Origin of the sequence: Alcanivorax sp. IL3 (assembly GCF_047495465.1) — a bacterium.
GTDB lineage: Bacteria > Pseudomonadota > Gammaproteobacteria > Pseudomonadales > Alcanivoracaceae > Alcanivorax > Alcanivorax jadensis.
In genome coordinates this window covers 1,537,734-1,563,486 of the sequence record NZ_CP179931.1, presented here as the reverse complement: position 1 = coordinate 1,563,486, position 25,753 = coordinate 1,537,734, and the positions used below count along the sequence as shown (strand labels likewise).

The following is a 25,753-nucleotide window of genomic DNA, read 5'->3' as shown; positions in this document are numbered from 1 at the left end:
CGTGGCCATGCTGCTGGACCAACACTTCCCGCAATTGAAAGACTGGGATGTCACCCTGATCGCCAGCGATTTCTCCCAGTCTTCACTGAACAAGGCACAACAGGGCTGTTATGGGCTCAACGAAATGAACCGGGGGCTGCCCGCCCGCAATATGGCGCTCTATTTCGAGCAGCAGGGCCTGGATTGGCAGATCAAACCGGCTATTCGCGAACGAATCAGCTTTCAAAAAATCAACCTGGTCCGGGAATGGCCGGACAGCCTTCCGGTGTTCGACATCGTACTGCTGCGTAATGTGCTGCTGTACTTTTCCATGGAGGACCGCCAGCGAGTACTGGGCCGAGTGCGCAAACATACCGCCAATGACGGTTACCTGCTGCTTGGCTCCACCGAAAGCCTGGAAAAAACCGCCGGCTTTGTCCCGGCCATTTCCGGAAGTCACCGCCCTTTTTACCAACCCGCGTGAAGGTGCTCACATGGATATCTCGCCACAACCCGCCATGCTGTCACAGAAAATTGCCCGTATCGGCGCCAATGTGCTCAGCGATTTCCTGAAAATTCCGGTGCGAGCCCAAAGCGGTCCGCCACCGATGATTCACAATGGCGCTGAGATTTCGATTTCGGGAAAGTGGAAAGGCAGCGTGACCGTCAGCACCTGCGAAAGCCTGGGCCAACGGATTGCCGGCGAGATGTTCCGAAAAGAGGATGACGCGGTGACCGGTGAAGACGTGGTCGACGCACTCACCGAACTGACCAACATCATTGCCGGTAACATCAAGGCCATCCTGCCCGGCCCCAGCCAACTATCGCTGCCGGTACCACTGGCTGTACTACCCAGCGAGCATCGTAACAATGTGGATGTACAGTTATTCGATGATCGTCAGGGAATGCTGCGAATCAGCCTGCAGCCAGCGGAGCATTGAGGCGAAGAATCAAAATAAGCGACTAGTGGCTAGCCACGAGCTTCTAGCAAACACGCATAGCACCGTGACATCTACAAAGCCACTGTAGGAGTTCCTCTTGAGGGACGAATCCGAACCTGGGCGAGGACGCAGGCTATGCAGGTGGCACCAGATCACTCTGGCGGCACCTGGCGCTCCTGATCGCCCTGCGGACGGTTTCCTCGCTCCGCGAGGTTCGCACCTCAATAGGTGCTCCTAAAGCGGCTTCGTAGAAATCTGGGGAACATCAATCTTTCCCTATACAACGAGTGTAGTTCGCATCAGACAGGCTCGCCCTCCGGCCCCGCACTACTGGACCGCAACCGGAACGTACCCTCGCCCATGGCCAGTAGCTGCCCCTGCTGATCGAACACTTCCATGGTGCTGTTATAGATTCGGGAACCACCGGCACGAAGTGTGCCAATGGCACGGATCAAACCTTCACCAGCCTGGCCGGTAAAAGTGTTGGTCATGGACAGGGTAACCGCCTTGCGGACTCTCTCGGGATAGGGGCAGTAGGTTCCTGCACAGGCACCGGCCACATCCATCAGCGTGGCGAGCACGCCACCGTGAATCACGTTGCCCAGATTCAAGTGCTCCTGGCGTACCTGAAGACCCAGTACTGCCCTGCCTTCTTCCCACTCCAGGAAATGCAGCCCGATCAGGGCAGGAAACCCATTATTGAAACGCGCATTGGCGTCTTCCATGGAAAACGCGGATGGCGGTACTGCTGACATGTGTTGTCCTCGACAAGGGGCAATCAGGTCCGTCCCTGCACCATCTGTTCCACCTGAGCCACCACATCCTTGAGTCGTGGCCCCAGGTTTTCAATCAGGGTACGACGACTGAGGCGCAGCGAAGAGCCCCCGCAGTTAAACGGCACCACCTGGGCACCACCATCCAGAATCAGTGGCACGGCAACGCCGCTCACATCCCGGTTCCACTCGCCGTCGGAAATGCAGAAGCCGTACTCCTGATACTCCTCATAGGCGGACTGCAGGCTGCGCTCCAGTTCCGGCCAGGCCGCCGGGTCCTGCCGGCGGATCTGTTCATAATATTGCTCACGCTCTGACTCCGGAGTCGCCGCCAGAAAAGCACGTCCCAGCGCCGAGGTAGCCATGGGCACGCGGGAGCCGATGTTCAGGCGCAACACCAGCGGGCCATTGCCCTGGCATACCTGGATATAGGTCACCTGGGCGCCATCCGGCGCCCCGATCGCCACCATGCAATCGGTGGCATCGGCCAGCTCCTGCATAAAGGGACGAGCCAGTTCACGCACCCCTTCGCTGGCCAGATAACGGTAACCCAGATCCAGGACCCCGGGGCCCAGGCGGTATTTCTCCAATTGCGGCACATAGCGCAGGTAACCGAGCTGGGTCAGGGTGGCTGTCATGCGCGATACCGTTGGACGGGGAATATTGGTGCGCTTGGCCAGCTCCGCGTTGCCAAGGTATTCATCGGACGGACCGAAACAGCGGAGAATATCCAGCCCCCGCGCCAGGGCGGTGACGAAATTCCGGTCTTTGTCGTTGGTGCCCACGTCAGCAACAGCTCTGCGCATTGTTGTATTTCCTTTCAGGCTTCGGGATCGGGAACCGTTCCCCGGCACAGCGGGCATAGATTCCACTTATAGTTATGTATTCACCGCGCAAATATAGCAAAAAGCGGTTCCACCTGCATAAGCCAGTCATGGTCATGACCCAAGGCCTCACGCACAATGGGATCCACACTGCAGGCATCTAAACCATGTCATGTTACAGACCGAGCGGTCAATATTTTAAAACTTCGTTCCATTATTGTATTGTGGGTATTCTGACTCAATAAGCAACCGACAAAAGGACATCCCCATGGGCTCGCTGCAACAGTTCTATATCAATGGTGAATGGGTCAACCCTGCCGATGGCGCCAGCAGCCATACCGTGATCAACCCGGCCACGGAAAATCCCTTGGGTGAGCTGGCCATGGGCGGCGCAGCGGATATCGATGCCGCCATTAGTGCCGCGGCAGCGGCCTTTCCGGCGTTCAGCGCCGAGCCGCTGGAAACCCGGCTGGGCTACCTGGAAAAGATTGCCGAGGGTTACCAGGCGCGACTGGAAGAGATCGCCCAGGCCATCAGCCAGGAAATGGGCGCGCCCATCAGCATGGCTCGCAAGGTGCAGGCCCCCATGGGCCTAGGCCATCTGAAAACTACCCTGGCCGTGGCCCGGGATTACCCCTTTGAAGAACAGCTCGGCCAGGCGCAGATTCGACGGGCCGCTGCCGGGGTCTGTGCTCTGATTACCCCCTGGAACTGGCCCATGAACCAGGTCATGTGCAAGGTGGCGCCGGCCATCGCCGCCGGCTGCACCATGGTTCTCAAGCCCAGCGAGTTTGCCCCGCTGTCAGCACAGATTTTGGCCGAGATCATTGACGAAGCGGGCCTGCCGGCCGGGGTCTTCAATATGGTCCATGGTGATGGCGCCCGGGTTGGTCCGCTGCTGTCCAGTGACCCGCGTATTGATGTGGTGTCACTCACCGGCTCCACCCGGGCTGGTGAATCCGTCAGTCGCGAGGCCGCAGCAACCATCAAGCGGGTCTCCCTGGAGCTGGGCGGCAAATCCGCCAACATCCTGCTACCCGGTTGTGATCTGCAAAAGGCTGTTACCCACGGGGTGCGGGCGATGATGAACAACACCGGCCAGAGCTGTAACGCTCCTTCGCGGATGCTGGTACCCGCCGACCAGTTGGCGGAGGCAGAGGCCATTGCCGCCGAAGCCTGCAGCACGATTGTGGCGGGCGACCCGCAGAACGAAGACACCGTGATCGGCCCCATTGCCAATGGCCGCCAGTACCAGCGGGTGCAATCCATGATCGAAAAAGGCGTGGAAGAAGGGGCCAAACTGGTTGCCGGCGGCACCGGCAAGCCGGAGGGACTGGAAGCCGGCTATTTCGCCCGCCCCACTGTCTTCAGCCAGGTCAGCAACACCATGACCATTGGCCGCGAGGAAATTTTCGGCCCGGTACTGGTGATGATTCCCTACCAGAATGTGGATGAAGCAGTGGCCATCGCCAACGACTCCGACTACGGCCTGTCCGGTTATGTGTTCGGGGAAGACAGCGACGCCCGCGCGGTGGCAGCCCGGTTACGTACCGGCATGGTGCATATCAATGGTGCCGGCCCGGATCTGCAGGGGGCCTTTGGTGGCTACAAGCAATCCGGCAACGGCCGCGAATGGGGCCGCTTCGGGCTGGAAGAGTTTCTTGAGACCCAGTCCCTGTTCCTCCCAAGCTGATCCCGCCTCAGGGGTTCACCCGTCATTTACGGACACAAATACCCTTTTTTTGTGTACTGGCACTAGCGCCCCGCCCGGGGCGCCACAGTGCCATTTACCTGTCCTGCTGTAACCCTGAGTATCGTGACATTAGTTAATGTCACAGTTTGACATCCGCCGGAGATAACCGGTCGGGACCAGGAGGACACATGACAACAACAGCATCCAGCAATATCAAAGCCGGTCAGCAGAGCGCACAGAAGGTGCCGCTGGGCGCCACAGTGAACATCCCCCCCCGTCGCCTGGACTTCCAGTTCGACGACAAGACCACGGCGCGCTATTTCTACGATAACGATCCCTTCCTGAGCGCTTTCTGGTTGAGCCTGTCTGCCCTGTTTCCGGAAGGCGAAGCCTTTTTCGTGGACTCCGTGCGCCACTACCGCAAAGAGGTCACCGACGCCAAGCTGAAAGCTCAGGTAGCGGGCTTTATCGGTCAGGAAGCCATGCACAGTAAAGAGCATGAAGCCTGGAACGAGATGGGCGTCAAATTCGGCTACCCCACCGACAAGCTGGACAAGTCGCTGGGCAAGCTGCTCGGCCTGGTGCAGAAACGCACCCCCAAGATTTTCCAGCTGGCAGCCACCGTGTGCCTGGAGCACTACACTGCCATCATCGCCGAGCAGCTGCTGCGCGAGCCGGAGCACCAGGCCCGCATTCTCGACGATGCCACCGCGAAACTGTGGTTGTGGCACGCTCTGGAAGAGAACGAGCACAAGACCGTTGCCTATGACGTGTATGAAAAAGTCAGTGGCAGCTATGCCATTCGTGCCGGTGCCATGATCCCCACCACGGTGCTGTTCTTCGCCGTACTGGGCGTATTTCAGGCGCGCATGCTGGCCTCCGATGGCCGCCTGCTGAACCTGAAGAACAACTGGAATGGCATGAAGTTCCTGTTCGGTCGCAAGGGCTTGTTCACCAAACTGGCGCCCCAGTATCTGGATTTCTTCAAGCGCGACTTCCACCCCTCCCAGCACGACACCGACGCGCTGCTGGACGAGTGGCGTGAAAAGCTGTTCGGCGCCGAAGGCCTGCTCACCGAGCAGCATGCCCAGGCCAGCCAGCGCAAGGGCAAGAAAACCCACTGATCGATTCTGATTCTCTCCTTTCAGGGCCGCTTTATGCGGCCCTTTTTTATTGCAGACGCAGCACGCTTCATGCTCCACGCAATATGTAGGGTGCACTGAGCCTAAGGCGAACTGCACCATCAGGCGCCCGAATGGTGCAGTTCGCCTTAGGCTCAGTGCACCCTACTATCCACCCAGCTATTTCTGTGTTTCTTCACTTGCTTCCACGACAGCGTCCTGTAGTACATTAGCAACTATGGGGTGTCATTCATGAAGTGTCTTTATTTAACCGTTTTCCTTCTGCTGGCTCCGCTGTCACTGTTTGCCGAACCGGCAACCCTGGAACCGGTGACCGTCACCAGCACCCGCATGGAAAGGCCTTTGGCCGACACGCCAGCCGCCGTCACAGTCGTCAATGCCGACAGCCGTCTGCGGGGCCAGTCCCGTCTGCAGCTGGATGAAAGCCTCAACCGGGTCCCGGGCCTTTACCTGCAGAACCGTTACAACTTCGCCCAGGGCTTGCGCCTGTCATCACGGGGTTTTGGTTCCCGTGCTCCGTTCGGGGTCAGGGGACTGCGCCTGAATGTGGACGGTTTCCCGGAAACCCTGCCGGATGGCCAGTCGCAACTGGACAGCATTGATCTGTTTGCGGTGGAACAGCTCACCGTATTGCGTGGCCCAAGCTCCCTGTTCTATGGCAACGCCACCGGTGGCGTAGTGGACATCACCACACAATCCGGGAAAACCCGCAATGATAGCGCCAGCGTGTCGGTGATCGGCGGCAACCACGGACTAAAACAAGCCAATGTGCAGACTTCGGGGCGACATGATCAGGGCCAGCACGCCCTCAGTCTGACGGCTCTGGATTACCAGGGGTTTCGCGAACAGAGTGAGATCCGCAAGTATCAGTTCACCGGTCAGGCCGGCTGGGATCTTGCCGACACCCGCACGGTCACTGTCTTTCTCACCGCCATGGATACCCCCGTAGCCCAGGACCCGGGTGGCTTGACCCGTCAACAGGCTCACCAGGACCGGCAGCAAGCCAGCCGCTTTGCCTCCCTGCTGGATGCCGGTCAGCAGGTCGACCAGCAACGCCTGGGCCTGCATTACCGTGATGACGACTTCGTCAACGGACGGCTCAATGCCCGAGCCTTTATCAGCCAGCGAGATTTTCGCCAGCAACTGCCCTTCCCCGGCAGCAGCCTGATTGATTACCACCGGCTGTTTTACGGCGCTCGGCTGGATTACACCCTGCCCTTTACCGTATTGACGCTACCGCACCGGCTGTTAGTGGGCGTCGATATGGATCGTCAGCAAGACGACCGTGGTCGCCGGGCGGTCAGCCCCACTGGCAACATCACTGCCGTCACCGCCGACGAAGAACAACAGGCCAGCGCCGACGGCATTTTTCTGCAACTGGATAGTCACTTGTCCGATCGCCTGATGCTCACAATCGGTGGTCGGGCAGATCGGCTGCGCATGACCATCGACGATGCATTACTGACTGATGGCAACGACAGTGGTCGCCGGGAGTTTCAAGAAAACAGCTATAGTGCCGGGCTGAGCTGGCAAGTCAGCCCCGCACACACACTCTACACCACGGTCAGTTCTGCCTTTGAAAGCCCTACCTTTACCGAACTGGCCAACCCTTCCGGAGCGGGCGGTTTCAATCCGGACCTGGAACCGCAAACCGCACTGAACCGGGAGGTGGGCGCCCGTGGTGCGTTGGGTGATCGTCTCTTCTACGAAGCGGCTCTATTCCGGGTAGATGTGGATGATGAAATTACCCCCTATGAGATCGGCGGCCGCACCTTTTACCAGAACGCCGGCCAGACTCGCCGCGATGGCCTGGAGCTGGGGCTGGAACATGCCACCACAGACCAGCTTACCCTGGCCCTGTCCTGGACCTGGTCCGATTTCCGTTTCCAGGAGTTTTTCGACACCCAGCAGAATGCGGATGTGAGCGGCAAACGTTTACCTGGGATCCCGCAACATCAGCTGTTTGCACAGGTTGACTGGCAGGCTGAAAGCGGCCTGTTTGCGTCAGTGGAATCGATCCTGGGCGGCCACCGCTATGCGGAAAACACTAATCGAACGCGGGTCGGCAGCGAGTGGCTGGTGAACATGAGAGGCGGCAAGGCATGGAAGCTGAATCGACAAACGCTGACCCTGTTTACCGGCATCAACAATCTGCTCGACCGCGACTATTACAGCAACCTGCGCATCAACGCCAATAGCGACCGGCCGGTGGAAAGCCGTGGTTATTTTGAGCCCGGGCCGGGTACCAGTTACTACGCCGGATTTACCCTGGACTGGTAGCGATCTCCTGTAGGAGCTTGCCTGCAAGCGAACCGCCGTGATCCCCCAACCTGTTCGCCTGCAAGCAGCCTCCTACGCAGCTTCGTAGTCCGCGCCTCATGCGGCGCTCCTACAAAACCTGGTAGCTCTAACGACCATAAAAAAGCCCCGCCCGCGAAAACGCGACCAGGGCTTTCTTGCCAACCACAATCAGAACGCAGACACACCGCCATCCACGGCAATGGCCTGACCATTCATGTAGCTGTTGGCTGGCGACAGCATCATCAGCATGACGGTGACAATTTCTTCCGGCTGACCCAGCCGTTTCATGGGGCAACCGGACGCCAGCATGGCATGCATGGCAGCCTTGTCTTCAGACAAATTGCCTTCGTCCACCATGGGCGTATGGGTATAGAACGGGCAGATCGCATTAACACGAATATTGCGCTTCGCCACTTCGACAGCGGCGGTTTTGGTCAGCCCAATTACCGCATGCTTGGCGGCGGAATAGGCCCCGATCTTCGGTGCACCACCCAGACCCGCCATGGAGCTGACGTTGACAATGCTGCCGCCCTTTTCCTTCATGGCGGCAATCTGATGCTTCATACCGAACATCACGCCTTTCACATTCACGTTCACCTGCTGATCCAGTACTTCCTCGGTGAGCTGATCGAAAGGGATAAAACCATGGGCGATGCCGGCATTGTTCACCGCCATATCCAGGTGGCCAAACTGTGCCAGTGCGGTTTCCACCATGGCCTTACAGTCCGCTTCACTGGACACATCACAACGCAACGCCGCCACTTTAACGCCCTGATCCGCCAGCGCTTCGGCTTGCGTGTTCAGGGCATCCATATTGATATCCCCCAACACCAGCGCCGCCCCACGCTTGCCCAGCTCTTCGGCCAGCAACTTGCCAAAACCACTGGCCGCGCCGGTAATCAGCGCTGTCTTGCCGGTAAAATCCAGAATTGGATCCATGAAAGGTTCTCCTGAAAGTCGAACAGCGACGAGCCACTAGCTTCTAGCTTCTAGCTCGTAGCTCGTAGCTCGTAGCTCGTAGCTCGTAGCTATTTAGATGGTCATGCCACCGTCTACCACAACGCATTCCCCGGTCACATAACTGGACGCATCGGAGACCAGATACAGCACGGTGCCCGCCATCTCTTTCGGATCGGCATGGCGGCGCATGGGGATCTGGCTGATGGCGGAATCATAGATGTCCTCGTTGGTAAACAGGGCACCGGCAAACTTGGTCTTGGTCAGGCCCGGCAGCAACGCATTCACCCGCACATTGAACTGAGCGCATTCCTGAGCGAAGGATTTGGTCATGCTGATCACCGCCGCCTTGGAGATTGAATAGATACCCTGCATGTCGCCCGGAGTGAGGCCATTCACGGATGCCGTATTCACGATGGCGCCTCCACCGTGCTCGCGCATCAGCTTGGCGCCCTCTACGGACATGTAGAAGTAACCACGCAGGTTCACATCCACAGTCTTGTCGAAAGCGTCCACCGGGGTATCCAGAATATGCCCGAAGAAGGGATTGGCCGCGGCGTTGTTGACCAGAATATCCAGCTTGCCGTGCACATCACGGATATGGGAAAAGATCGCCTGGATCTGCGCCATCTCTCCGATATGACAGGGAAAGGCTTCGGCACTACCACCGTCTGCCTTGATCGCATCCGCCACCGCCTGACAGCCATCGATCTTGCGGCTGGAGACAATCACGTGGGCGCCCTGCTCCGCCAGCAGTCTGGCAATCTCTTCACCAATTCCCCGGCTGGCGCCGGTGACCAGGGCAATCTTGCCCTCAAGGTTAAACAGCTTGGTACTCATTACTACTCTCCCGAAAAAAGCAAAAAACAATACGGTGGGAGCCATGCTTGCAGGGCGAACCGGAGCGACTGCCAATTCGCCATGCAAGCATGGCTCCTACAATGGGGCTTACGCCCCTTCTTTGATGATCTGTACGGCCATGGATGCCAACGGGTCGACCAGCGCACCGACTTGAAACGCCTCTTTGCTGGACGCGTTCCCATCCACAGCACGTTTCGCCACACCCTGACAGATGGCAGCAAGACGGAAGAAACTGAAGGCCAGATAGAATTCCCAGTTGTCGATGCGGTCGATGCCGCGACGCTGGCAGTACTGATCGACATATTCTTTTTCAGTGGGGATCCCCAGAGCCTTACGATCCACACCCTGCAGGCCCGCCATCTTGGCGCCCCGCTGTGGCATGCGCATCCCCATACACTGGTAGGCCAGGTCCGCCAGCGGGTGCCCCAGGGTGGACAGCTCCCAATCCAGCACCGCGATGACCTTCGGCTCGCTGGGGTGCCACATCATGTTGTCCAGCCGGTAGTCGCCATGAACCAGCGATACCTGGCCGTCGTCTTCCGGCTGGTTGGCCTGCAGCCAGGCGATCAACTCGTCCATGGCAGGGATGTCCTGCAACTTGGAGGCTTCGTACTGCTGGGTCCAGCGTCCCAGTTGCCGCTCGAAGTAGTTGCCGGGCTTGCCGTAATCCGCCAGGCCCACCTCGTCCAGATCCACGCTGTGCAGGGCTGCCAGCACACGATTCATCTCTTCGTACATGGCAGCGCGGGTGGCGTTGCCTGCCACGCCCTCGCCGGCTTCCGGCAAAGAGGCGCCCCACAGAATGCGTCCTTCACAGAACTCCATGACGTAGAACATGGAACCGATCACGTCCCTGTCTTCGCACAGATGCAGTACCCGTGGCACCGGTACATCCGTATCTTTCAGAGCCGCCATGACGCGGAACTCGCGATCCACCGCATGGGCAGACTTGAGCAGCTTGCCCGGCGGCTGCCGGCGCAACACATAGGCACCAGACGGTGTAGTGATCTTGAAGGTGGGGTTGGACTGACCGCCTTCGAACTTGTCAGCCTCGATGGGCCCCTTGAAGCCATCGATTTGCTGTTCAAGGTATTCGGCCAGTTTCTGTGTATCCAGCGTATCCACCTGGGACATGGAGCTCTCCTGTTATTCTGTTTGCTGCGCAATAGGCAAAGCCCGGAGTGCAATAAACACCCCGGGCAAACACCGCTTCTCAGGCGAAGTATTTGGCCAGGTTGCGGCCCAGCTGCATCATGTGCACCTGATCCGGTCCATCCGCCAGCCGCAAGGTGCGGGCATAGCTGAAGAAGTTGACCAGCGGAGTATCCTGGCTCAGCCCCGCCGCCCCGTGGACCTGAATCGCCCGATCAATCACATTTAACGCCATATTGGGTGCAACCACCTTGATCATAGCGATCAAATCCTTGGCGACTTTGTTACCTTCGCGGTCCATGGTGTCTGCCGCCTTCAAGGTCATCAGCCGTGCCTGCTCGATTTCACAGTAGGAACGAGCCAGATCTTCACGCACTGAGCCCTGCTTGCTCATGGGCTGGCCGAACACCACACGCTCATTGACACGCTTGGCCATCAGTTCGAAGGATTCCTGGGCGGCACCGATCAGGCGCATGCAGTGGTGGATGCGGCCCGGGCCCAAGCGGCCCTGAGCAATCTCGAAGCCACGCCCTTCACCCAGGATCATGTTTTCCTTGGGCACCCGTACGTTGTCAAAGACCACTTCCGCATGGCCTTCCGGCGCGTCGTTGTAACCAAACACCTGCATCGGGCGCACGATATTGACCCCGGGGGTGTTGGTGGGCACCAGAATCTGGGACTGCTGCGCATGGCGATTCGGATTGTCCGGATCGGTCTTGCCCATCACGATCATGATCTCGCAGGTCTTGCGCATTGCGCCGCTGATATAAAACTTGCGGCCATTGATCACGTAGTCGTCGCCGTCACGCTCAATGCGGGTTTCGATATTGGTGGCATCGGACGACGCCACTTCCGGCTCGGTCATGGCAAAGGCACTGCGGATACGGCCTTCCAGCAGCGGTTGCAGCCAGTCTTTCTTCTGCTGCTCATTGCCGTACTTGGCCAGCACTTCCATATTGCCGGTATCCGGCGCGGCGCAATTAAAGGCTTCCGAGGCAATACGGCTACGGCCCATTTCCTCGGCCAGCGGCGCGTATTCCAGATTGCTAAGACCGGCACTGTAATCCCCGTATTCCTTGGGCAGGAACAGATTCCACAGCCCCTTGGCCCGGGCTTTCTCTTTCAGCTCTTCCATTACCGGCGGGGTTTCCCACGGGCTTTTTTCCAGCTGTTCGTGATAAAGCCCTTCCACCGGGCGAATCTCGGTATTGATGAAATGACGTACCTGGTTGATCAGGTCCTGCACTTTTTCTGTGTATTGAAAATCCATGTAGCTCTCCCTTGTTTGCTTATTCGTTACAGTCTTTGTGCTGCGTTAAAAGTAAGTAATGGCTTCAAAGCGATCCGGACGATCCAGGTGCGGCACATTGTTAAAACTGGCCATGCGCACCACCTTGTTATTAAAAAAGCCGTGGGTCACGCTGCTGTTGCGAATTTGCAGATTCAGTTCCACCACGGTGTCATCGGCGGCGTTGAGGGCATGCTTGAGAAACATGGCCATGGCGCCACCGGAGCTGACGATCAGAACGCGGTCCTTGTCGCTGTACTCTTTCTGGATATGGTTGCGGGCCGCCAGCACCCGGTCAGAAAAGGACTGCCAGGTTTCCGGTAGATCACCGGTGAGCTCGTCCAGACGCCAGTGCTTCATGGCCGTTTTCAGCGCCTTGTAGAATGCCGCCACTGGCGCCCCTTCACCGGGGGCCTGTTCCGGATACTGGCTCAGGTAGGCATCAACGATAGACTGGAAATCGAACTCATTAAGCCCGGCGTGAATATCTTCCGGCAACGCCACGCCCAGCCCTTCACAGATTCCGGCACCGGTTTCCCGATGGCGCACCAAGTCCCCGGAAAGCAGCGCATCGAAGCCCATGTCCCGTTCGGCAAAATACTCCCCCAGCCAGCGAGCCTGCTGGTGGCCGAGTTCCGAGAGGCGATCATAGTTGTCGGTGCCGAACGATGCCTGTCCGTGGCGGACGAGGTAGAACTGGGCCATGTGAAATCCTTACAGCTGGCAAGAGATCGGTTAGCAATGATCCCAGCCTAGTGCAGCCCCTTGAGTTAGTGAAATTGATATTTTGAATCCGGCAGAATGAATATGCTGCATGGCGATTTGGCTGTTATTCGGAATAGTGTTCCGATACCTTCGATTCCTGCCCTCTAACAGCCGGAGCCCCCTCATGACAGATCTGACCCTCACCAGTGGCTTTGTTCAGGCCAGTGAAAACGGTGCCGTCCTGCATCTGACGCTGGACCGGGCTGACAAGCTCAATGCCATGACCGCCAGCATGTACCAGGACCTGACCCGTGCCGTAAACCATCTGGCAGAAAGGGACGATCTGCATGTGTTACTGCTCACCGGCAACGGCCGTGCCTGGTGCGCCGGCAACGATATCGGCGATTTCCTCAACGCGGACCCGGCCAGCCGGGACAACGGCACTCTCAGCCCTGCCATGGTGTTGGTGCATGCCCTGATGGCCCTGGACAAGCCAGTGGTGATTGGCGTGCAGGGCAACGCCACCGGCATTGGCACTACCCTGCTGCTCCATGCGGACCTGGTGGTGGCCGCCGACGATGCCCGCTTCCAGACCGCGTTCATTAACCTGGGGCTAGTGCCGGAAGCGGGTTCCAGCCTGCTGCTCCCCGCTTTGATAGGTCGCCAGAATGCCAACCGCCTACTACTGGCCGGCGATACCCTGACAGCGGAGGAAGCGGAGCGCTGCGGCCTGGTCGCCTACCGGGTCACTCCTGACGAACTGGAGCCCACCGCCCAGGCTCTGGCCCAGCGACTGGCAGAGAAATCTCCAACAGCCATGGCCATGACCAAGCAACTGCTGCGCCAGAGCGACGCAGCCATTAAGAGCCAGATCGAAAAAGAAAGTGTGCTGTTTGCCGAGCGGATGTTCAGCGAGGACACAAGGGAGCGGTTTTCTAAATTCCTAAAAGGAAGTTGATAATTGACAGTTGAAAGTTGACAGCGAAACCCCAGGCAAGAATTTCTCTATATGAAAAACGCCGAAGGCAACGACATGGTTATAGGCGCGGCTCCGGCGTTAAAAACGCGATCAAATTTTCCCGTGTAGCTGTCAACTGACAACTATCAACTGTTAACTATTTTTCATCACTCCACGCAGTGCCACCAGCACCACCTCATCCACCACACCCTGCCGCTGTGCCGGCGTTTCCGAGTCGCGGGGCTGGTACCAGTTGATTACCGAGTTCATGGCGCCGAAGACGGGCTTGATGGACATCTTCGGTCGTGCTGCACGCATGGTTCCATTGGCGATGCCCTCTTCCAGCACGGTCAGGAACAGGCCCTCGCAGCGCTTGCGACGCTCCTGCAAGCGCTCGAGCTGGGCACGCTGGGCCTCGGTGGTGCTGCTGCGCAGCAACATCTGCACCGCTTCCGAAACGGTACGCTGGTAAGGCTGAGTACGGATCAGGGTGCGCACATAGCAGCGGGCCATTTCCGTAAAACGTTCCGGAGCAGGAAGATCGGAACCGACCACCGGTTCCAGCTCTTCAAAAAGCGCGTCCATGGCCCGGTGATGGATCTCGAAGAAGAGCTGCGCCTTGGAATCGAAGTAGTGATACACCATCCCCTTGGTCGCAGAAAGACGCCGGGCAATGTCATCAATACTGGTGGCATTGAAACCCCTCTCCATAAAACAGAGGGCCGCCGCATCGAGAATCGCATCACGGGGATCGGTAAGCAGGGCTTCACTTTGTTCTGGCATGGTGCTCCTCAATCACGGTGCAGACCAATTTTATCGGAAAATAGTGACATACCCGGGGCCCCTCACCATTGACCCTCCCGCACAGCAGTGACGGAATTCTCGCCCTTCATGGCGCTTTTCACCCTTTACGGCCAGTTACGCCGCTCCCATACTGTTATTTTTGAAATAATATTCTGAAAATATGGCGCGTTCGCGCCACGATTAGGGAGAGCCCCATGAGCAGAGCGCAGATTACGATTGAGGAACTGCAGACAAAAACCGGTGAAGCTGTGGGCGTGTCCCAGTGGCGAGCCGTGGACCAGCAGCTCATCGACGGCTTTGCTGAGTTGACCGAAGATCCCCAATGGATCCACACGGACCCGGCACGGGCCGCAAAGGAAAGCCCTTTCGGCGCCACCATCGCCCACGGCTTCCTGTCCCTGTCGCTGCTGTCCGCCATGGCCATGGACGTGCTGCCTACTATCAAGGGCCAGGTAATGGGCATCAACTACGGCTTCGACAAGGTGCGCTTCATGAACCCGGTGCGCGAGGGTAGCAAGGTGCGCGGCAAATTCACCCTGCTGGAAGTGAAGCAGCGCTCCGATAAAGAATGGCAACTGCGCCATGGTGTGGAAGTGGAAATCGAAGGCCAGGATAAACCTGCTCTGATCGCCGAATGGCTGAGCCTGGCGATTGTACCAGCTTGATTTAGCAAGACACCGTAGGAACGTAGCGCAGCAGAGTAACGACCATAGGTCGGTCCGTAGGGTGAGCGAAGCGTATATCGTCGCTCGCGGCGCGAACCGGAACGAAGTGCATAAACCCAAAACCTGAAAGTCGGATTTACCACAGAGGACACAGAGATCACTAAGGAAAAGACCGTTTTTCTCTGTGTCCTCTGTGGTGAAAAGGCTTTTGATTCTGGCTTTGGTTATCGCGCCGCGAGCGACGCTCCTACAAAGGGTATTTAATGAAGATTATTGGGAGAGAGAAGCATGACAATCCGTTTTGATAACCAGGTAGCCATCGTCACCGGCGCCGGTAACGGCCTGGGAAAATGCCATGCGCTGGAGCTGGCGCGTCTGGGCGCCAAGGTCGTGGTCAATGACTTCGGCGGTGCTCGCGATGGCAGTGGTGGTTCCAGCGAAGCTGCCGAGCAGGTAGTGGCTGAAATCCAGGCCGCCGGTGGTGAAGCGATTGCCAACGGCGCCGATGTGTCCAGCCCGGAGCAAGTGGACGCCATGGTGAAACAGGCCATGGACATCTGGGGCCGCATTGATGTGCTGATCAACAACGCCGGCATCCTGCGCGACAAGAGCTTTGTGAAAATGACCCAGGACGACTGGGACAAGGTGGTCGCCGTTCACCTGACCGGCTCCGAAATTTGCACCAGGGCGGTATGGCCAATCATGCGCGAACAGGGCTACGGCCGTATCGTCATGACCACGTCCACATCCGGCCTGTACGGCAACTTCGGTCAAGCCAACTATGGGGCCGCCAAGATGGCCGTGGCCGGGCTGATGAATACCCTGTGTATCGAAGGGGAAAAATACGACATCAAGGTCAACTGCATCGCCCCCACTGCCGCCACGCGCATGACCGAAGATCTTATGCCCCCGGAAGTGCTGGCCATGCTGGAGCCAAAGGAAATCACCCCGGCAGTCTTGTTCCTGTGCAGTAACAAGGCACCGACCCACCGCATCGTACTGGCAGGTGCCGGCTGCTACGCCATGGTTCGCCTGATGGAAAGCGAAGGCGTCTACCTTGATGAAGACAAGCGAAATGTGGATGGCGTCGCCTCCCATTTCGAGCAGATCGGCAACATGGACAACGCCCGGGAAATTCTCGCCGGCGGCGACCATGTCACCAAGATTCTCACCAAGGCTGCTCAGGCCAAAGGCATCAAGCTGGGTTAAAGGACAGGAGCGAGTGGCGAGTACCGAGTTTCGAAAGGCAAAACCAGAACACGTTAGCAACCAGGGTTTGTACTTCGAAACTCGGTACTCGTCACTCGCTTCTCACATACTTCAGGCTGCTGCACCCTCCCCCACAGCAGCCCTTATCTGGACCAGGAGAGAACAATGACCAGAGAAGCCGTAATCGTATCCACCGCCCGTACCCCCATTGGCAAAGCCTACCGGGGCGCCTTCAACGACACCCAGGCCCAGGCGCTGGGTGGCCATGCCATCAAACACGCCGTGGAGCGCGCCGGCATCGACCCGGAGACTATTCAGGACGTGATCATGGGCGCCGCCCTGCAGCAGGGTAGCACCAGCGGCAACGTGGCCCGCCAGTGCGCCCTGCGTGCCGGCCTGCCCACCAGCGTGTCCGGCATGACCATGGACCGTCAGTGCGCCTCCGGCCTGATGGCCATTGCCACTGCCGCCAAGGAAATCATTGTCGATAACATGGACGTGGCCGTGGCCGGCGGCCTGGAGTCCATTTCCCTGGTCCAGAACGACAAGATGAACACTTTCCGCGCCGCCGATCCGTGGCTGAAACAGCATCGCCCGGACATCTACATGTCCATGCTGGAAACCGCCGAAATCGTCGCTGACCGCTACAACGTATCTCGCGATGCTCAGGACGAATACGCCTACCAGTCCCAGATGCGCACCGCCACTGCCCAGGAAGCCGGCAAATTCGATGACGAAATCGCCCCCATGACCACTGTCATGAAAGTGATGAACAAGGAAACCAAAGAGGTTTCCGATCAGGAAGTCACTCTGGGCAAAGACGAAGGTAATCGCCCACAAACCACCCTGGAAGGCCTGCAATCCCTGCAACCGGTCTTCAAGGGCGGACAGGAGGTTCAGGAAGGCCGCTTCATCACCGCCGGTAACGCGTCCCAGCTATCCGACGGCGCCAGCGCCTGCGTACTGATGGAAGCTGCAGAGGCCGAACGACTGGGCCTGCAACCGCTGGGCGCCTACCGCGGCATGGCCGTAGCCGGCTGCGACCCGAACGAAATGGGCATCGGCCCGGTGTTCGCGGTACCCAAGTTGCTCAAGCGCTTTGGCCTGACCGTGGACGATATCGGCATCTGGGAGCTCAACGAAGCCTTTGCCAGCCAGTGCCTGTACAGCCGCGACCGCCTGGGCATCGCCCCGGAGAAATACAACGTGAACGGCGGCGCCATTTCCATCGGGCACCCCTACGGCATGTCCGGTGCCCGCATGACCGGCCACGCCCTGATCGAAGGCAAGCGCCGGGGTGTGAAGTATGTCGTAGTCACCATGTGCATTGGCGGCGGCATGGGTGCTGCTGGCCTGTTCGAAGTATTCTGATTTCTGTCTCTGACTTCCCCTTCAGGGCGCCACGCGGCGCCCTTTTTTATCTTCACGATCAGGGGCCATTGCCAGGCAAAGTCTTGCTGTGGTTTTCTGCTATGGAATTCTTTAGAAAATGTGTCAAAGCTCACAAATGCCACTAAAATGAAACCACCTTTTATTTGTTACCCTGGGTAACGAATTCCCGCGAATAGTAAACACCACCTTCAGTATCGTTTCTTTTTCTCGGTTTTAAATCACGAAAACTCCATAAAAAATACTGCCCTTATTCCAGCAACAGGCTTTTCTCTCCCCATTCGCCCTCAACTTCGACCTTGGTCCGTCTTGACCACATACCCGCTGGTATGTATGAATTTAATCCGAATCATCGCTTTTTGAAATCATTGTCCAAAAAATGAAAGGCGAGGATCAGGATTTTAACGCCCGATGGGACCGGGCGTGACAACAAGTGCGCTACAACAACGTTCACAACAACAAACGGAATTTCTACCCGGCTCATCACTGGGTAGTGGGAGAGCAAAATAATGCGAAGCAAAGCGATCGCTGTCGGCTGCAGCAGTGCCCTGGCTCTGGGCCTGCTGACAGCCGCAGCCCCGGCCATGGCTGGCGAAAAACAGTTCAATGAAGACGTCAGCGTCAAATGGAACCTGAAAGCCTCCGTGGGCGCTATTTCCCGTATGGAGTCTGCCCGCAAGGAAAACCTGTTTGCCGGTGATACCCCCGGCGGCACCTCCGGTTCCGCCGTCTCCGACGACGGCAACCTGAACTATGATGGTGGCGAAGTGGTGTCTGCCGTTGCCAAGGCAGTGGGCGACGTCAACCTGCAGTACAAGAATTATGGCCTGTTTGTGCGTGCCAAGGGCTGGTACGACTATGTGCAGAAAGAGAAGGATGTCCCTCACGGCAACTTCCCCAATGAATTTGTCGGCGGTGAACCGCTCAGCGATGACGGCTTTGATCGCAACTCCAAATTCCAGGGAGCCACCTTTCAGGATGTCTTTGTCCACGGCACCTTCCAGGTCAACGAACAGCCTCTGAAACTGAAAGCGGGTCGTCAGACTTTGCTGTGGGGGCGCAGCCTGTATTCCCGTGGCTCCCTCAGTTCGCTGAACGCCATCGACCTGGCCGCCCTTCATCGTCCTGGTGCCGAGTACACCGAGTTCCTCAAGCCCGCAGGCATGGTGACCGCCGACTACAAGTTTACCGACCGGCTCTCCATGAAGTCCTTCTACCAGTATGAGTGGCGGGCCGCGAACCTGGATGGCTGTGGCACCTTCTTTTCCACCCTCGACAACACCGCCGTCGGCTGTAACGCCACCTTCTCCAGCTCAGTGATCATTCCCAACAAGACCGCCTATGAAAATGGCGTCTACATTCCACGCCGGGACGAAAAAGAGCCGGATGATGGCGGCCAATACGGGCTGAAATTCGACTATACCTTCCCGAAATCCAAGGCCAAGGTGGGCGCCTACTTCCTGAACTATCATATGCGTCTGCCGATCTACTCGGTGACCAAGGAAGACAGCCCGCTGGCGCAGGGGATTACCGCTGGCAACGACATCGCCTACTTCTATGAATACCCGGAAGATATTCAGGTGATCGGCCTGACCGCCGACAAAACCTTTGAGGGTGTCGGCAATCTGGCCATGAACCTGAGCTACCTCCCGGATATGCCAGTCCAGATCAACACCCCGGATCTGACAACCGCACGGGTGCTGGAAGCCAATGGCGTGCCGGCAGCGGCCGCACAAGGGTTTGCCACCGTTCCCCAGGACACCATTGACTACGTCTACGGCTCCGGCAACGAAGTCACCGGCTTCCAGGAGTTCGATATTCAGCGTGCCGAAGTGACCTTTACCACGGTCATCCCCAAATTGCTGGGGGCACAGAAAACCATCGTCTCAACTCAGATAGGCTCGGAATTCATCTCCGACCTGCCGGATCAGGAAGACATGCGCTTCCGCCGCCACACCAACTTCGGCGTTGGCGAGCTGGGTGAGGACGGCTATGTAACTGACTTCAGCTGGGGTTACCAACTGACGCTCAAATCCACCTATGCCAACGTCATTGGCCCGGTAGCGCTGACCCCGTCGCTGACCATGAAACATGGCGTGGAAGGCTACTCCAGCGATGACGCACTGCAAGAAGACGAACGCAGCCTGGGTCTGGGCGTGGGCATGAGCTACAAGAAACTCAGCGCCGACCTGTCCTACACCACTTATAACGATGCCAAGTACAGCGTGGTCAACGACCGGGATTATCTGTCCCTGAGCACCACCTACAACTTCTGAGAAGGCAAGGACACCGCAGGCTGCCCCCAGTGGCCTGCCAAACAGAATGAGGATGGAACGATGAGAAAAGTGAAATTTGCCATGGTGGCCCTGTTCGCTGCACTACTCGCGGCCTGTGCCACCGGCTACCACGACACCCGTATGGTCAACACCCAGACCGGCGTAGAAAAAGAACCCCAAGGTCCCTACCAGTCACTGGTGGTGGGGGTTCTGGTAGAGCATGAACTGCGTGCCCACCTGGAAAACGCCATTGTCGCCAAGTTTGCCGAACAGGGTATCCAGGCCACCGCCGCCCACACGGTTTTTGGTGACAAAGGGATTGAAGGTAAAAGCCGTGACTATTTGGCGCAACGCATGAAGGAAAATGGCTTCGACAGCGCCCTTGCGATCCACCTGGAAGAGCAGCGCACCGAAACCCTTGAAGTCAAAGGTGACCCGGGGACGGCCGTACCGGTCGCCGGCACCATGACCATGCGCCCTCAGGTGTTCAGCGACGACTTTTTCGTGAATGAGGACATCTATGTGGTTCGGCTGGACCTCTGGGATGTAGACCAGCAAGCGATTATCTGGCAAGGCAACACCGTCAGCTTCAACACCGGCGGCTTCAAGGGCCTGGAAAAGGGCGCAGGCCACTTCGCCCAGGTCATCACCAACGCCATCGGCAAGGCCGATATCTTCTGATCCTGTTTTCTCCTTGATTGTCTCCACCTTCCTTGCCCACTTCGGTGGGCATTTTTTTGCCTTGTCCTGTCACGATCCTGTCATGCCGACCCGGCATATTGACCACCTATCAAGGAGAGAGGCTCGCCCTCTTGCTTCTGACGGGCGCCATCGCTAGGCTTGAGAACTGAATTCAAAGAGATTTCACCATGAACGCAGCCCTGCACAATCACGGCATCAATGCAGACCGCAACCCGGTCGGCACGGTTGTGCCCGCTGCCTTCTATTATGGGTATTGGTTTAGCCGCTCGCGCGCCTGACCGTTACCCAGGCGCGCCCGCTACGGGACGCCTGCCGAATCATGAAAACCCCGGTCGGTATCCCGCCCGGGGTTTTTTATTGCCCGATAAATACCGAAACACCGCACCACAGAAGACAAACACCATGTATCGATATAGCCAGCACCACAAAGAATCGCGATTTAGCCAATGGCAAAGCCCGCTCCAGCGAACACTACGATCGAATCACGCGCGACGGTAATGCGCACAGAACAGTAAGGAACGACCATGCAACAGACACAGAGCACCACTACCCCCGCCGACACCAGTCCGCGCCGCAGCTTGCCGCTGCCCTCCCCCACCGTGCTGCGTGATCGCCTGCCGGTGGACGTCCGGCTGGCAGCACAGATTCAGGCACATCGCCAAACCGTACGCGATATTCTCAATGGCACCGATGACCGCCTGCTTGTTATTACTGGCCCCTGCTCGCTTCACGACCCGAAAGCAGCGCTGGAATACGGCCATCGTCTGAGCGAACTGTCCCGTCAGCTGGACGACAAGGTCTTCCTGGTAATGCGCGCCTACGTGGAAAAGCCACGCACCACCGTGGGGTGGAAAGGCATGCTCTACGACCCACACCTGGACGGCAGCAACGATATCGCCACCGGGCTGAACGTATCCCGCCACCTGTTGCTGGACCTGGCACGGCTGGGACTGCCCCTGGCCACCGAACTGTTGCACCCCATGGCCGCCGACTACCTGGGCGACCTGCTCAGCTGGGCAGCCATCGGCGCACGCACCACCGAATCCCAGATCCACCGGGAAATGGTCAGCGGCCTGTCCATGCCCGTGGGCTTCAAGAACGGCACCGATGGCAGCATTGATGTAGCGAGTGACGCCATGGGCGCCGCCGAGCATCCCCACACGCATCTTGGCATCGATGACAACGGCCACAGCGCCCTGCTACAGACAGCGGGCAACCCGGATACCCACCTGGTACTGCGCGGCGGGCATCAAGGCCCCAACTACGATGCCGACAGCATTCGCACTGCCGTCGACGCCCTGCAGGCTAAAGGCCGCAACCCGCGACTGATCGTGGACTGCAGCCACGCCAACAGTGGCAAAGATCCACTCAAGCAACCGGAGGTGCTGAACGATCTGCTTGAACAGCGGCGCAAGGGTGAAAAACATATCGCCGGTGTCATGCTGGAAAGCCATCTTCAGGACGGCAAACAGCCCCTGCAGAAACCCCTGCAGTACGGCCTCTCCATCACCGATGGTTGCCTGGGTTGGGACAGGACGGAACAGTTACTCTGTGGTATCGACTAGAGCGGCCCACGGAAACGAACCTGGCAGAAAGATTGATCCGAATCACGACACCGGCGCTTATTCAGTAAAGGCGGCGGTGCCGTGATAATGTCTACATAACAGACAGGAGACCTTCATCATGACTCTGGAACAACTGATTACCGCTTTCGTGCTGTTCCTCTGCGGCATTGCCGTGGTGGCATTTATTGTTTATCTGAAAAATCAGTCAAACAAATGATAAGAGGCTTTTGAGACCAGCAGTCAAACCGCTGCTTGCCCCTATAAACCCCGATACCGTAAATGCGACGCTTTACGCTCTTGCACGACTTTTTGTGGACTCCACATACCGAATACTCATACCAGCCCCCGAGCTACCGAAATCAAATAAAACTTTCCGTATACCCACCCACTGTCCTGTAATTAAAAGCGCTCACTTCCCCAGCACCTTGAATCGATGACGTAATCGAAACCCCTGATCATCCACCAGCGTCAGCGTATGCCAGCCGGGTTCAGCGATGATGGCCTGTTCATGGAAGTGACGGGTCTTGCCGAGAAAACGATCGTCCAGATGCCAGAACAGCTCTGCCTGGCTGCGCTGATGGACCGCGCGGAAAACGGCGCGGCCCAAGCGACCATTCAGCTCCACGGGGATGTAGATAGCGGTGCCGGCATGGGGGTAAACCAGCGCCATGGGCGGTTCGCTTTGCATGGCACGGGCGCCAGCCACACAGTCGGCCCGCCAGGCCGGCAAAGGCCGATAGCCGGGATGATGACGGCGATAGAACCAGGCCTGGGCCGGTGGCAGTACGAACCAGTCCCGATGCTGCATCTGACTCACTGATTCACACTGACTGTGCACCCGTTGGCCGTTGGCATCCAGGTGCACGCGGATATGGTGTGGTGTGACGGTCTGAAAATGGCTCTGTCTCGGAGCCCACTGGTCCACGGTCTCGCACCGCCCCCCAGCCAGGTAGCCATCATCGGCACAGACCTGCACGGTTTTCAGTTCGCCCAATGGCGGCTGCGGCCATGGCGCAGTGCCCAGCAGGCTGAACACATCCAGCATCAGTGGTGCAGCCGTCACTGCCCCGCCGAGGGACGGGGCCGGCTCGCCGTTGCCGTTGCCCGCCCACACACCCACCGTGTATTGCCCATTACTGCCGATGGCCCAGGCATCGCGCAGGCCGTAGCTGGTGCCGGTTTTCCAGGCTATCGGCTGACTGGAGGTGAACAGTCGCCACTGTTGTGCCGTGCCTGGTCTGGCGACCTCCCGTAAGGCCTGCAAGGTAAGCCAGGCGGCGCCCGGGCTGATTGCCACTCCCGGCACCGCCCCGGGTTGCGCCCCTGTTAGTGTCCGCACTGATTCAGGGGCCAGTCCATTGGCGCTGGCCATCATCTGCGCATAAATTGCGGTGAGTTCATCCAGCCGCCCTTCTGCCCCACCGAGGATCAGGGTGAGCCCGTAGTCTTCTGCGCTACGAAACAGGGTGGTCATGCCCAGGCGCTGTAGTTCGCTATGAAATCGCCCCAGCCCGTAGTCCTTCAACATACGTACCGCGGGAATGTTCAGTGACTGGCTCAGGGCCTGGTGCGCAGGCACTGCCCCCCGATAGCCGTGATCAAAGTTTTCCGGGCTGAAACCGCCATAGTTGGTGGGCAGATCCGGCACCAGGGTGCCGGGCAGCAAACGCCCGTCATCCAGCATCAACCCGTACAGCAAGGGTTTGAGGACGCTGCCGGTGGAACGGGGAGCGCTGGCGATATCCACCGCTGCCCCGTATTCCGCAGGGTCGCCATGGGAGACGTTGCCCACATAGGCGCGGGTTTGTCGTTGCTGATGATCAATGACCACCACCGCCACGTTATGGACCCCATCGCGGGCCAACCGCCGACCGTGCTGCCGGGCCAATTCCCTGACCCGCCGTTGAAGGTCCGCATCCAGCGTTGTGGTCAGTAGCCGTCCCGTGGAAGTCTTCGAGAGAGTGTTCAGCAAGTGAGGGGCCAGCCCCGGCAGAGGCCTGGGCGCGGCAGGTAAAGGCTCCATTAACGCCAGCCGCAGGTCTGCATCTGCCATGGAACCCTGACGGTGGAGGTGCTGCAGCAAGGCATTGCGCTTGGCCAGCAGACGTTCGCGATTACGACCCGGATGGATCAGCGAAGGCGAATTGGGTAGCACTGCCAGCAGGGCCGCCTCCGCCCAGCTCAAGGCTCCGGGTTCGCGGCCAAAATAACGCCAGGATGCGGCACGCAAGCCGACTATGTTGCCACCGAAAGGAGCCCAGCTGGCGTAATGGACAAGGATCTCCGGCTTGCTGAAGTGCCACTCCAGCTGCAATGCCAGTAGCGCCTCACGGGCTTTTTCGGTGAGAGTCCGCGGCGGGTCGTCACGCAGCAGCCGAGCCAGCTGCATGGTCAGCGTAGAACCGCCACTGACCACCCTTCCCGCCTCCAGGTTCAGGCGCATGGCCCGGGCGATGGCCAGCGGATCAATGCCCGGGTGCCGGTAAAAGCGCTTGTCTTCGAACAACAGCAGTGCCTGTTCGTATTTGTCCGGCAGCTGTGCCACCGGCACGAAACGCCACTGCTGATCCTCGGCAATCCGGGCATCCAGCATGCGGCCGTGGCGATCCAGCATCAAGGTGGCGTAGGGCGTGTTATCCAGCCGCTCAGGCAGCGGCCACCATTGCAGGGCCGCCAGCATCAGTAGCAAAGCAAGCAACAGGCCTGTCAGAAGAAATCGTCTTTTTCGGTATTGTCGCTTCATGGGCTGGCAGGCAGAGGGAGATACCGAAAGCCTACTCAACAATAAGGAAAGGGTCGACCGAACAAAAAAACGGGCGCATTAAGCGCCCGTTTAGCGTGGTTCCGGAATAACTTAAAGGTGAAGGCCGCACTCGGTCTTCTGCTGGCCTTTCCAACGACCTTCGCGGCCTTCGCCCTTGAAGGTACAGTGGCTGCAGCCGATAGAGTTATAGCCTTCCGCCACCAGCGGATGGAACGGCAGATCGTGTTCTTCGATATAGCTATCGCGCTGTTCCTTGGTCACGTCGATCATGGGATTGAACTTGATCATCCCGCCACGCTCTTCGAATACCTGCAGCCCGGCGCGGTGCTCGGTCTGCCAGCCCATCAGGCTGGAAATCCACAGGTCGTAGTTTTCCTTGGCCTCATCCAGGGGATTCACCTTGTTCACCTGGCAGCACAGGTCCGGATCGGATTCCCACATGCGGTTTTCCAAAGACACCTGATGATGGTCCGGGTCCGGGGTCACATCAATGACCGTCAGGCCAAAGCGCTCCACCAGGTAGTCCTTGTACTTGAGTGTTTCCTCAAAGTGGTAACCGGTATCGATGAAATGCACCGGCTGCTCGGGACGGATGCTGGAGATAATATGCAGGAAATACGCAGAGGTAGCCGCAAAGGAAGAGGTAATCATAATGCGCTCGGGGTAAAAATCCTCAAATACGCGCGCGATACGCTCTTCAAAACTCAACGGACCATAGACACGATTCAGGTCTGACAAGGCTTCTTTGGACAAGCCGGCCGTGTTATCTCCGAAACGTGTAATAAGCTGTGCACTACCCATGATC

General features: G+C 58.3%; 22 protein-coding genes. 12 read left to right on the top strand and 10 right to left on the bottom strand.

Annotation, left to right across the window (positions count from 1 at the left end):
* The first annotated feature begins 7 nt into the window (after positions 1-7).
* Together ACMG4M_RS07340 and ACMG4M_RS07335 are read left to right on the top strand one after the other, a co-directional pair.
* The gene (locus tag ACMG4M_RS07340; RefSeq protein ID WP_414431123.1) at positions 8-463 is read left to right on the top strand and encodes a CheR family methyltransferase; all 456 of its coding nucleotides are present in this window, start codon (positions 8-10) and stop codon (positions 461-463) included.
* 10 nt (positions 464-473) lie between these two features.
* A complete protein-coding gene (locus tag ACMG4M_RS07335) occupies positions 474-920 on the top strand; it encodes a chemotaxis protein CheX (protein WP_272962955.1) in 447 nt (148 codons plus the stop codon).
* 299 nt (positions 921-1,219) lie between these two features.
* On the opposite strand, the gene ACMG4M_RS07330 is transcribed toward ACMG4M_RS07335, so the two are convergent.
* Positions 1,220-1,675, bottom strand: coding sequence for a PaaI family thioesterase (locus ACMG4M_RS07330; protein WP_084573532.1), 456 nt, complete (start codon positions 1,673-1,675; stop codon positions 1,220-1,222).
* A 23-nt stretch (positions 1,676-1,698) separates the two neighbouring features.
* Positions 1,699-2,499, bottom strand: coding sequence for an IclR family transcriptional regulator (locus ACMG4M_RS07325; RefSeq protein WP_414431045.1), 801 nt, complete (start codon positions 2,497-2,499; stop codon positions 1,699-1,701).
* Between the two features lie 286 nt (positions 2,500-2,785).
* Here ACMG4M_RS07325 and ACMG4M_RS07320 point away from each other — a divergent pair, with 286 nt between their 5' ends.
* From ACMG4M_RS07320 to ACMG4M_RS07310, 3 genes are all read left to right on the top strand, one after another.
* Complete coding sequence (locus tag ACMG4M_RS07320; protein WP_414431044.1) at positions 2,786-4,210, top strand: aldehyde dehydrogenase family protein; 1,425 nt, start codon at positions 2,786-2,788, stop codon at positions 4,208-4,210.
* A 188-nt stretch (positions 4,211-4,398) separates the two neighbouring features.
* Complete coding sequence (locus ACMG4M_RS07315) at positions 4,399-5,334, top strand: metal-dependent hydrolase (protein WP_052043098.1); 936 nt, start codon at positions 4,399-4,401, stop codon at positions 5,332-5,334.
* Between the two features lie 249 nt (positions 5,335-5,583).
* Positions 5,584-7,632: a TonB-dependent receptor family protein gene (locus ACMG4M_RS07310; protein ID WP_414431043.1), complete on the top strand. Its 2,049-nt coding sequence runs from the start codon at positions 5,584-5,586 to the stop codon at positions 7,630-7,632.
* Between the two features lie 189 nt (positions 7,633-7,821).
* Here ACMG4M_RS07310 and ACMG4M_RS07305 read toward each other — a convergent pair whose 3' ends face one another.
* From ACMG4M_RS07305 to ACMG4M_RS07285, 5 genes are all read right to left on the bottom strand, one after another.
* The gene (locus ACMG4M_RS07305) at positions 7,822-8,592 is read right to left on the bottom strand and encodes an SDR family NAD(P)-dependent oxidoreductase (RefSeq protein ID WP_272962951.1); all 771 of its coding nucleotides are present in this window, start codon (positions 8,590-8,592) and stop codon (positions 7,822-7,824) included.
* A 93-nt stretch (positions 8,593-8,685) separates the two neighbouring features.
* Positions 8,686-9,450, bottom strand: a complete 765-nt coding sequence (locus ACMG4M_RS07300) for an SDR family oxidoreductase (RefSeq protein WP_035250278.1) — start codon at positions 9,448-9,450, stop codon at positions 8,686-8,688.
* A gap of 108 nt (positions 9,451-9,558) precedes the next feature.
* The gene (locus ACMG4M_RS07295) at positions 9,559-10,605 is read right to left on the bottom strand and encodes a phosphotransferase family protein (RefSeq protein WP_349380016.1); all 1,047 of its coding nucleotides are present in this window, start codon (positions 10,603-10,605) and stop codon (positions 9,559-9,561) included.
* A 79-nt stretch (positions 10,606-10,684) separates the two neighbouring features.
* A complete protein-coding gene (locus tag ACMG4M_RS07290) occupies positions 10,685-11,893 on the bottom strand; it encodes an acyl-CoA dehydrogenase family protein (RefSeq protein ID WP_272980329.1) in 1,209 nt (402 codons plus the stop codon).
* Between the two features lie 45 nt (positions 11,894-11,938).
* The gene (locus ACMG4M_RS07285; RefSeq protein WP_035250272.1) at positions 11,939-12,616 is read right to left on the bottom strand and encodes a histidine phosphatase family protein; all 678 of its coding nucleotides are present in this window, start codon (positions 12,614-12,616) and stop codon (positions 11,939-11,941) included.
* Positions 12,617-12,800: 184 nt separating this feature from the next.
* On the opposite strand from ACMG4M_RS07285, the gene ACMG4M_RS07280 reads away from it, so the two are divergent.
* Positions 12,801-13,574: an enoyl-CoA hydratase/isomerase family protein gene (locus ACMG4M_RS07280; protein WP_272962948.1), complete on the top strand. Its 774-nt coding sequence runs from the start codon at positions 12,801-12,803 to the stop codon at positions 13,572-13,574.
* A gap of 153 nt (positions 13,575-13,727) precedes the next feature.
* On the opposite strand, the gene ACMG4M_RS07275 is transcribed toward ACMG4M_RS07280, so the two are convergent.
* Entirely contained in the window at positions 13,728-14,357 is a 630-nt protein-coding gene (locus ACMG4M_RS07275) for a TetR/AcrR family transcriptional regulator (protein WP_035247503.1), read from the bottom strand.
* Positions 14,358-14,572: 215 nt separating this feature from the next.
* Here ACMG4M_RS07275 and ACMG4M_RS07270 point away from each other — a divergent pair, with 215 nt between their 5' ends.
* The 6 genes from ACMG4M_RS07270 to ACMG4M_RS07245 all read left to right on the top strand — a co-directional run bounded on the left by ACMG4M_RS07270 (position 14,573) and on the right by ACMG4M_RS07245 (position 22,184).
* Positions 14,573-15,043 carry a MaoC family dehydratase gene (locus ACMG4M_RS07270; RefSeq protein WP_414431042.1) on the top strand — a complete coding sequence of 157 codons (471 nt, stop codon included), beginning with the start codon at positions 14,573-14,575 and terminating at the stop codon, positions 15,041-15,043.
* A gap of 288 nt (positions 15,044-15,331) precedes the next feature.
* A complete protein-coding gene (locus ACMG4M_RS07265) occupies positions 15,332-16,252 on the top strand; it encodes an SDR family oxidoreductase (RefSeq protein ID WP_414431041.1) in 921 nt (306 codons plus the stop codon).
* A 165-nt stretch (positions 16,253-16,417) separates the two neighbouring features.
* Positions 16,418-17,623 carry an acetyl-CoA C-acyltransferase gene (locus ACMG4M_RS07260; RefSeq protein WP_414431040.1) on the top strand — a complete coding sequence of 402 codons (1,206 nt, stop codon included), beginning with the start codon at positions 16,418-16,420 and terminating at the stop codon, positions 17,621-17,623.
* Positions 17,624-18,150: 527 nt separating this feature from the next.
* On the top strand, positions 18,151-19,917 hold the full coding sequence (locus ACMG4M_RS07255) for a DUF1302 domain-containing protein (RefSeq protein WP_414431039.1): 1,767 nt from the start codon (positions 18,151-18,153) through the stop codon (positions 19,915-19,917).
* 60 nt (positions 19,918-19,977) lie between these two features.
* Positions 19,978-20,598 (top strand): hypothetical protein, encoded by a 621-nt coding sequence (locus tag ACMG4M_RS07250; RefSeq protein ID WP_335627554.1) that lies wholly within the window; start codon positions 19,978-19,980, stop codon positions 20,596-20,598.
* A gap of 545 nt (positions 20,599-21,143) precedes the next feature.
* Positions 21,144-22,184, top strand: coding sequence for a 3-deoxy-7-phosphoheptulonate synthase (locus ACMG4M_RS07245; protein WP_035247513.1), 1,041 nt, complete (start codon positions 21,144-21,146; stop codon positions 22,182-22,184).
* 409 nt (positions 22,185-22,593) lie between these two features.
* Here the strand turns inward: ACMG4M_RS07245 and pbpC are convergent, their stop codons facing one another.
* Together pbpC and ACMG4M_RS07235 are read right to left on the bottom strand one after the other, a co-directional pair.
* The gene (pbpC, locus tag ACMG4M_RS07240) at positions 22,594-24,864 is read right to left on the bottom strand and encodes a penicillin-binding protein 1C (protein ID WP_414431122.1); all 2,271 of its coding nucleotides are present in this window, start codon (positions 24,862-24,864) and stop codon (positions 22,594-22,596) included.
* 174 nt (positions 24,865-25,038) lie between these two features.
* Complete coding sequence (locus ACMG4M_RS07235) at positions 25,039-25,749, bottom strand: phosphoadenylyl-sulfate reductase (RefSeq protein WP_272963122.1); 711 nt, start codon at positions 25,747-25,749, stop codon at positions 25,039-25,041.
* Positions 25,750-25,753 lie beyond the last annotated feature (4 nt).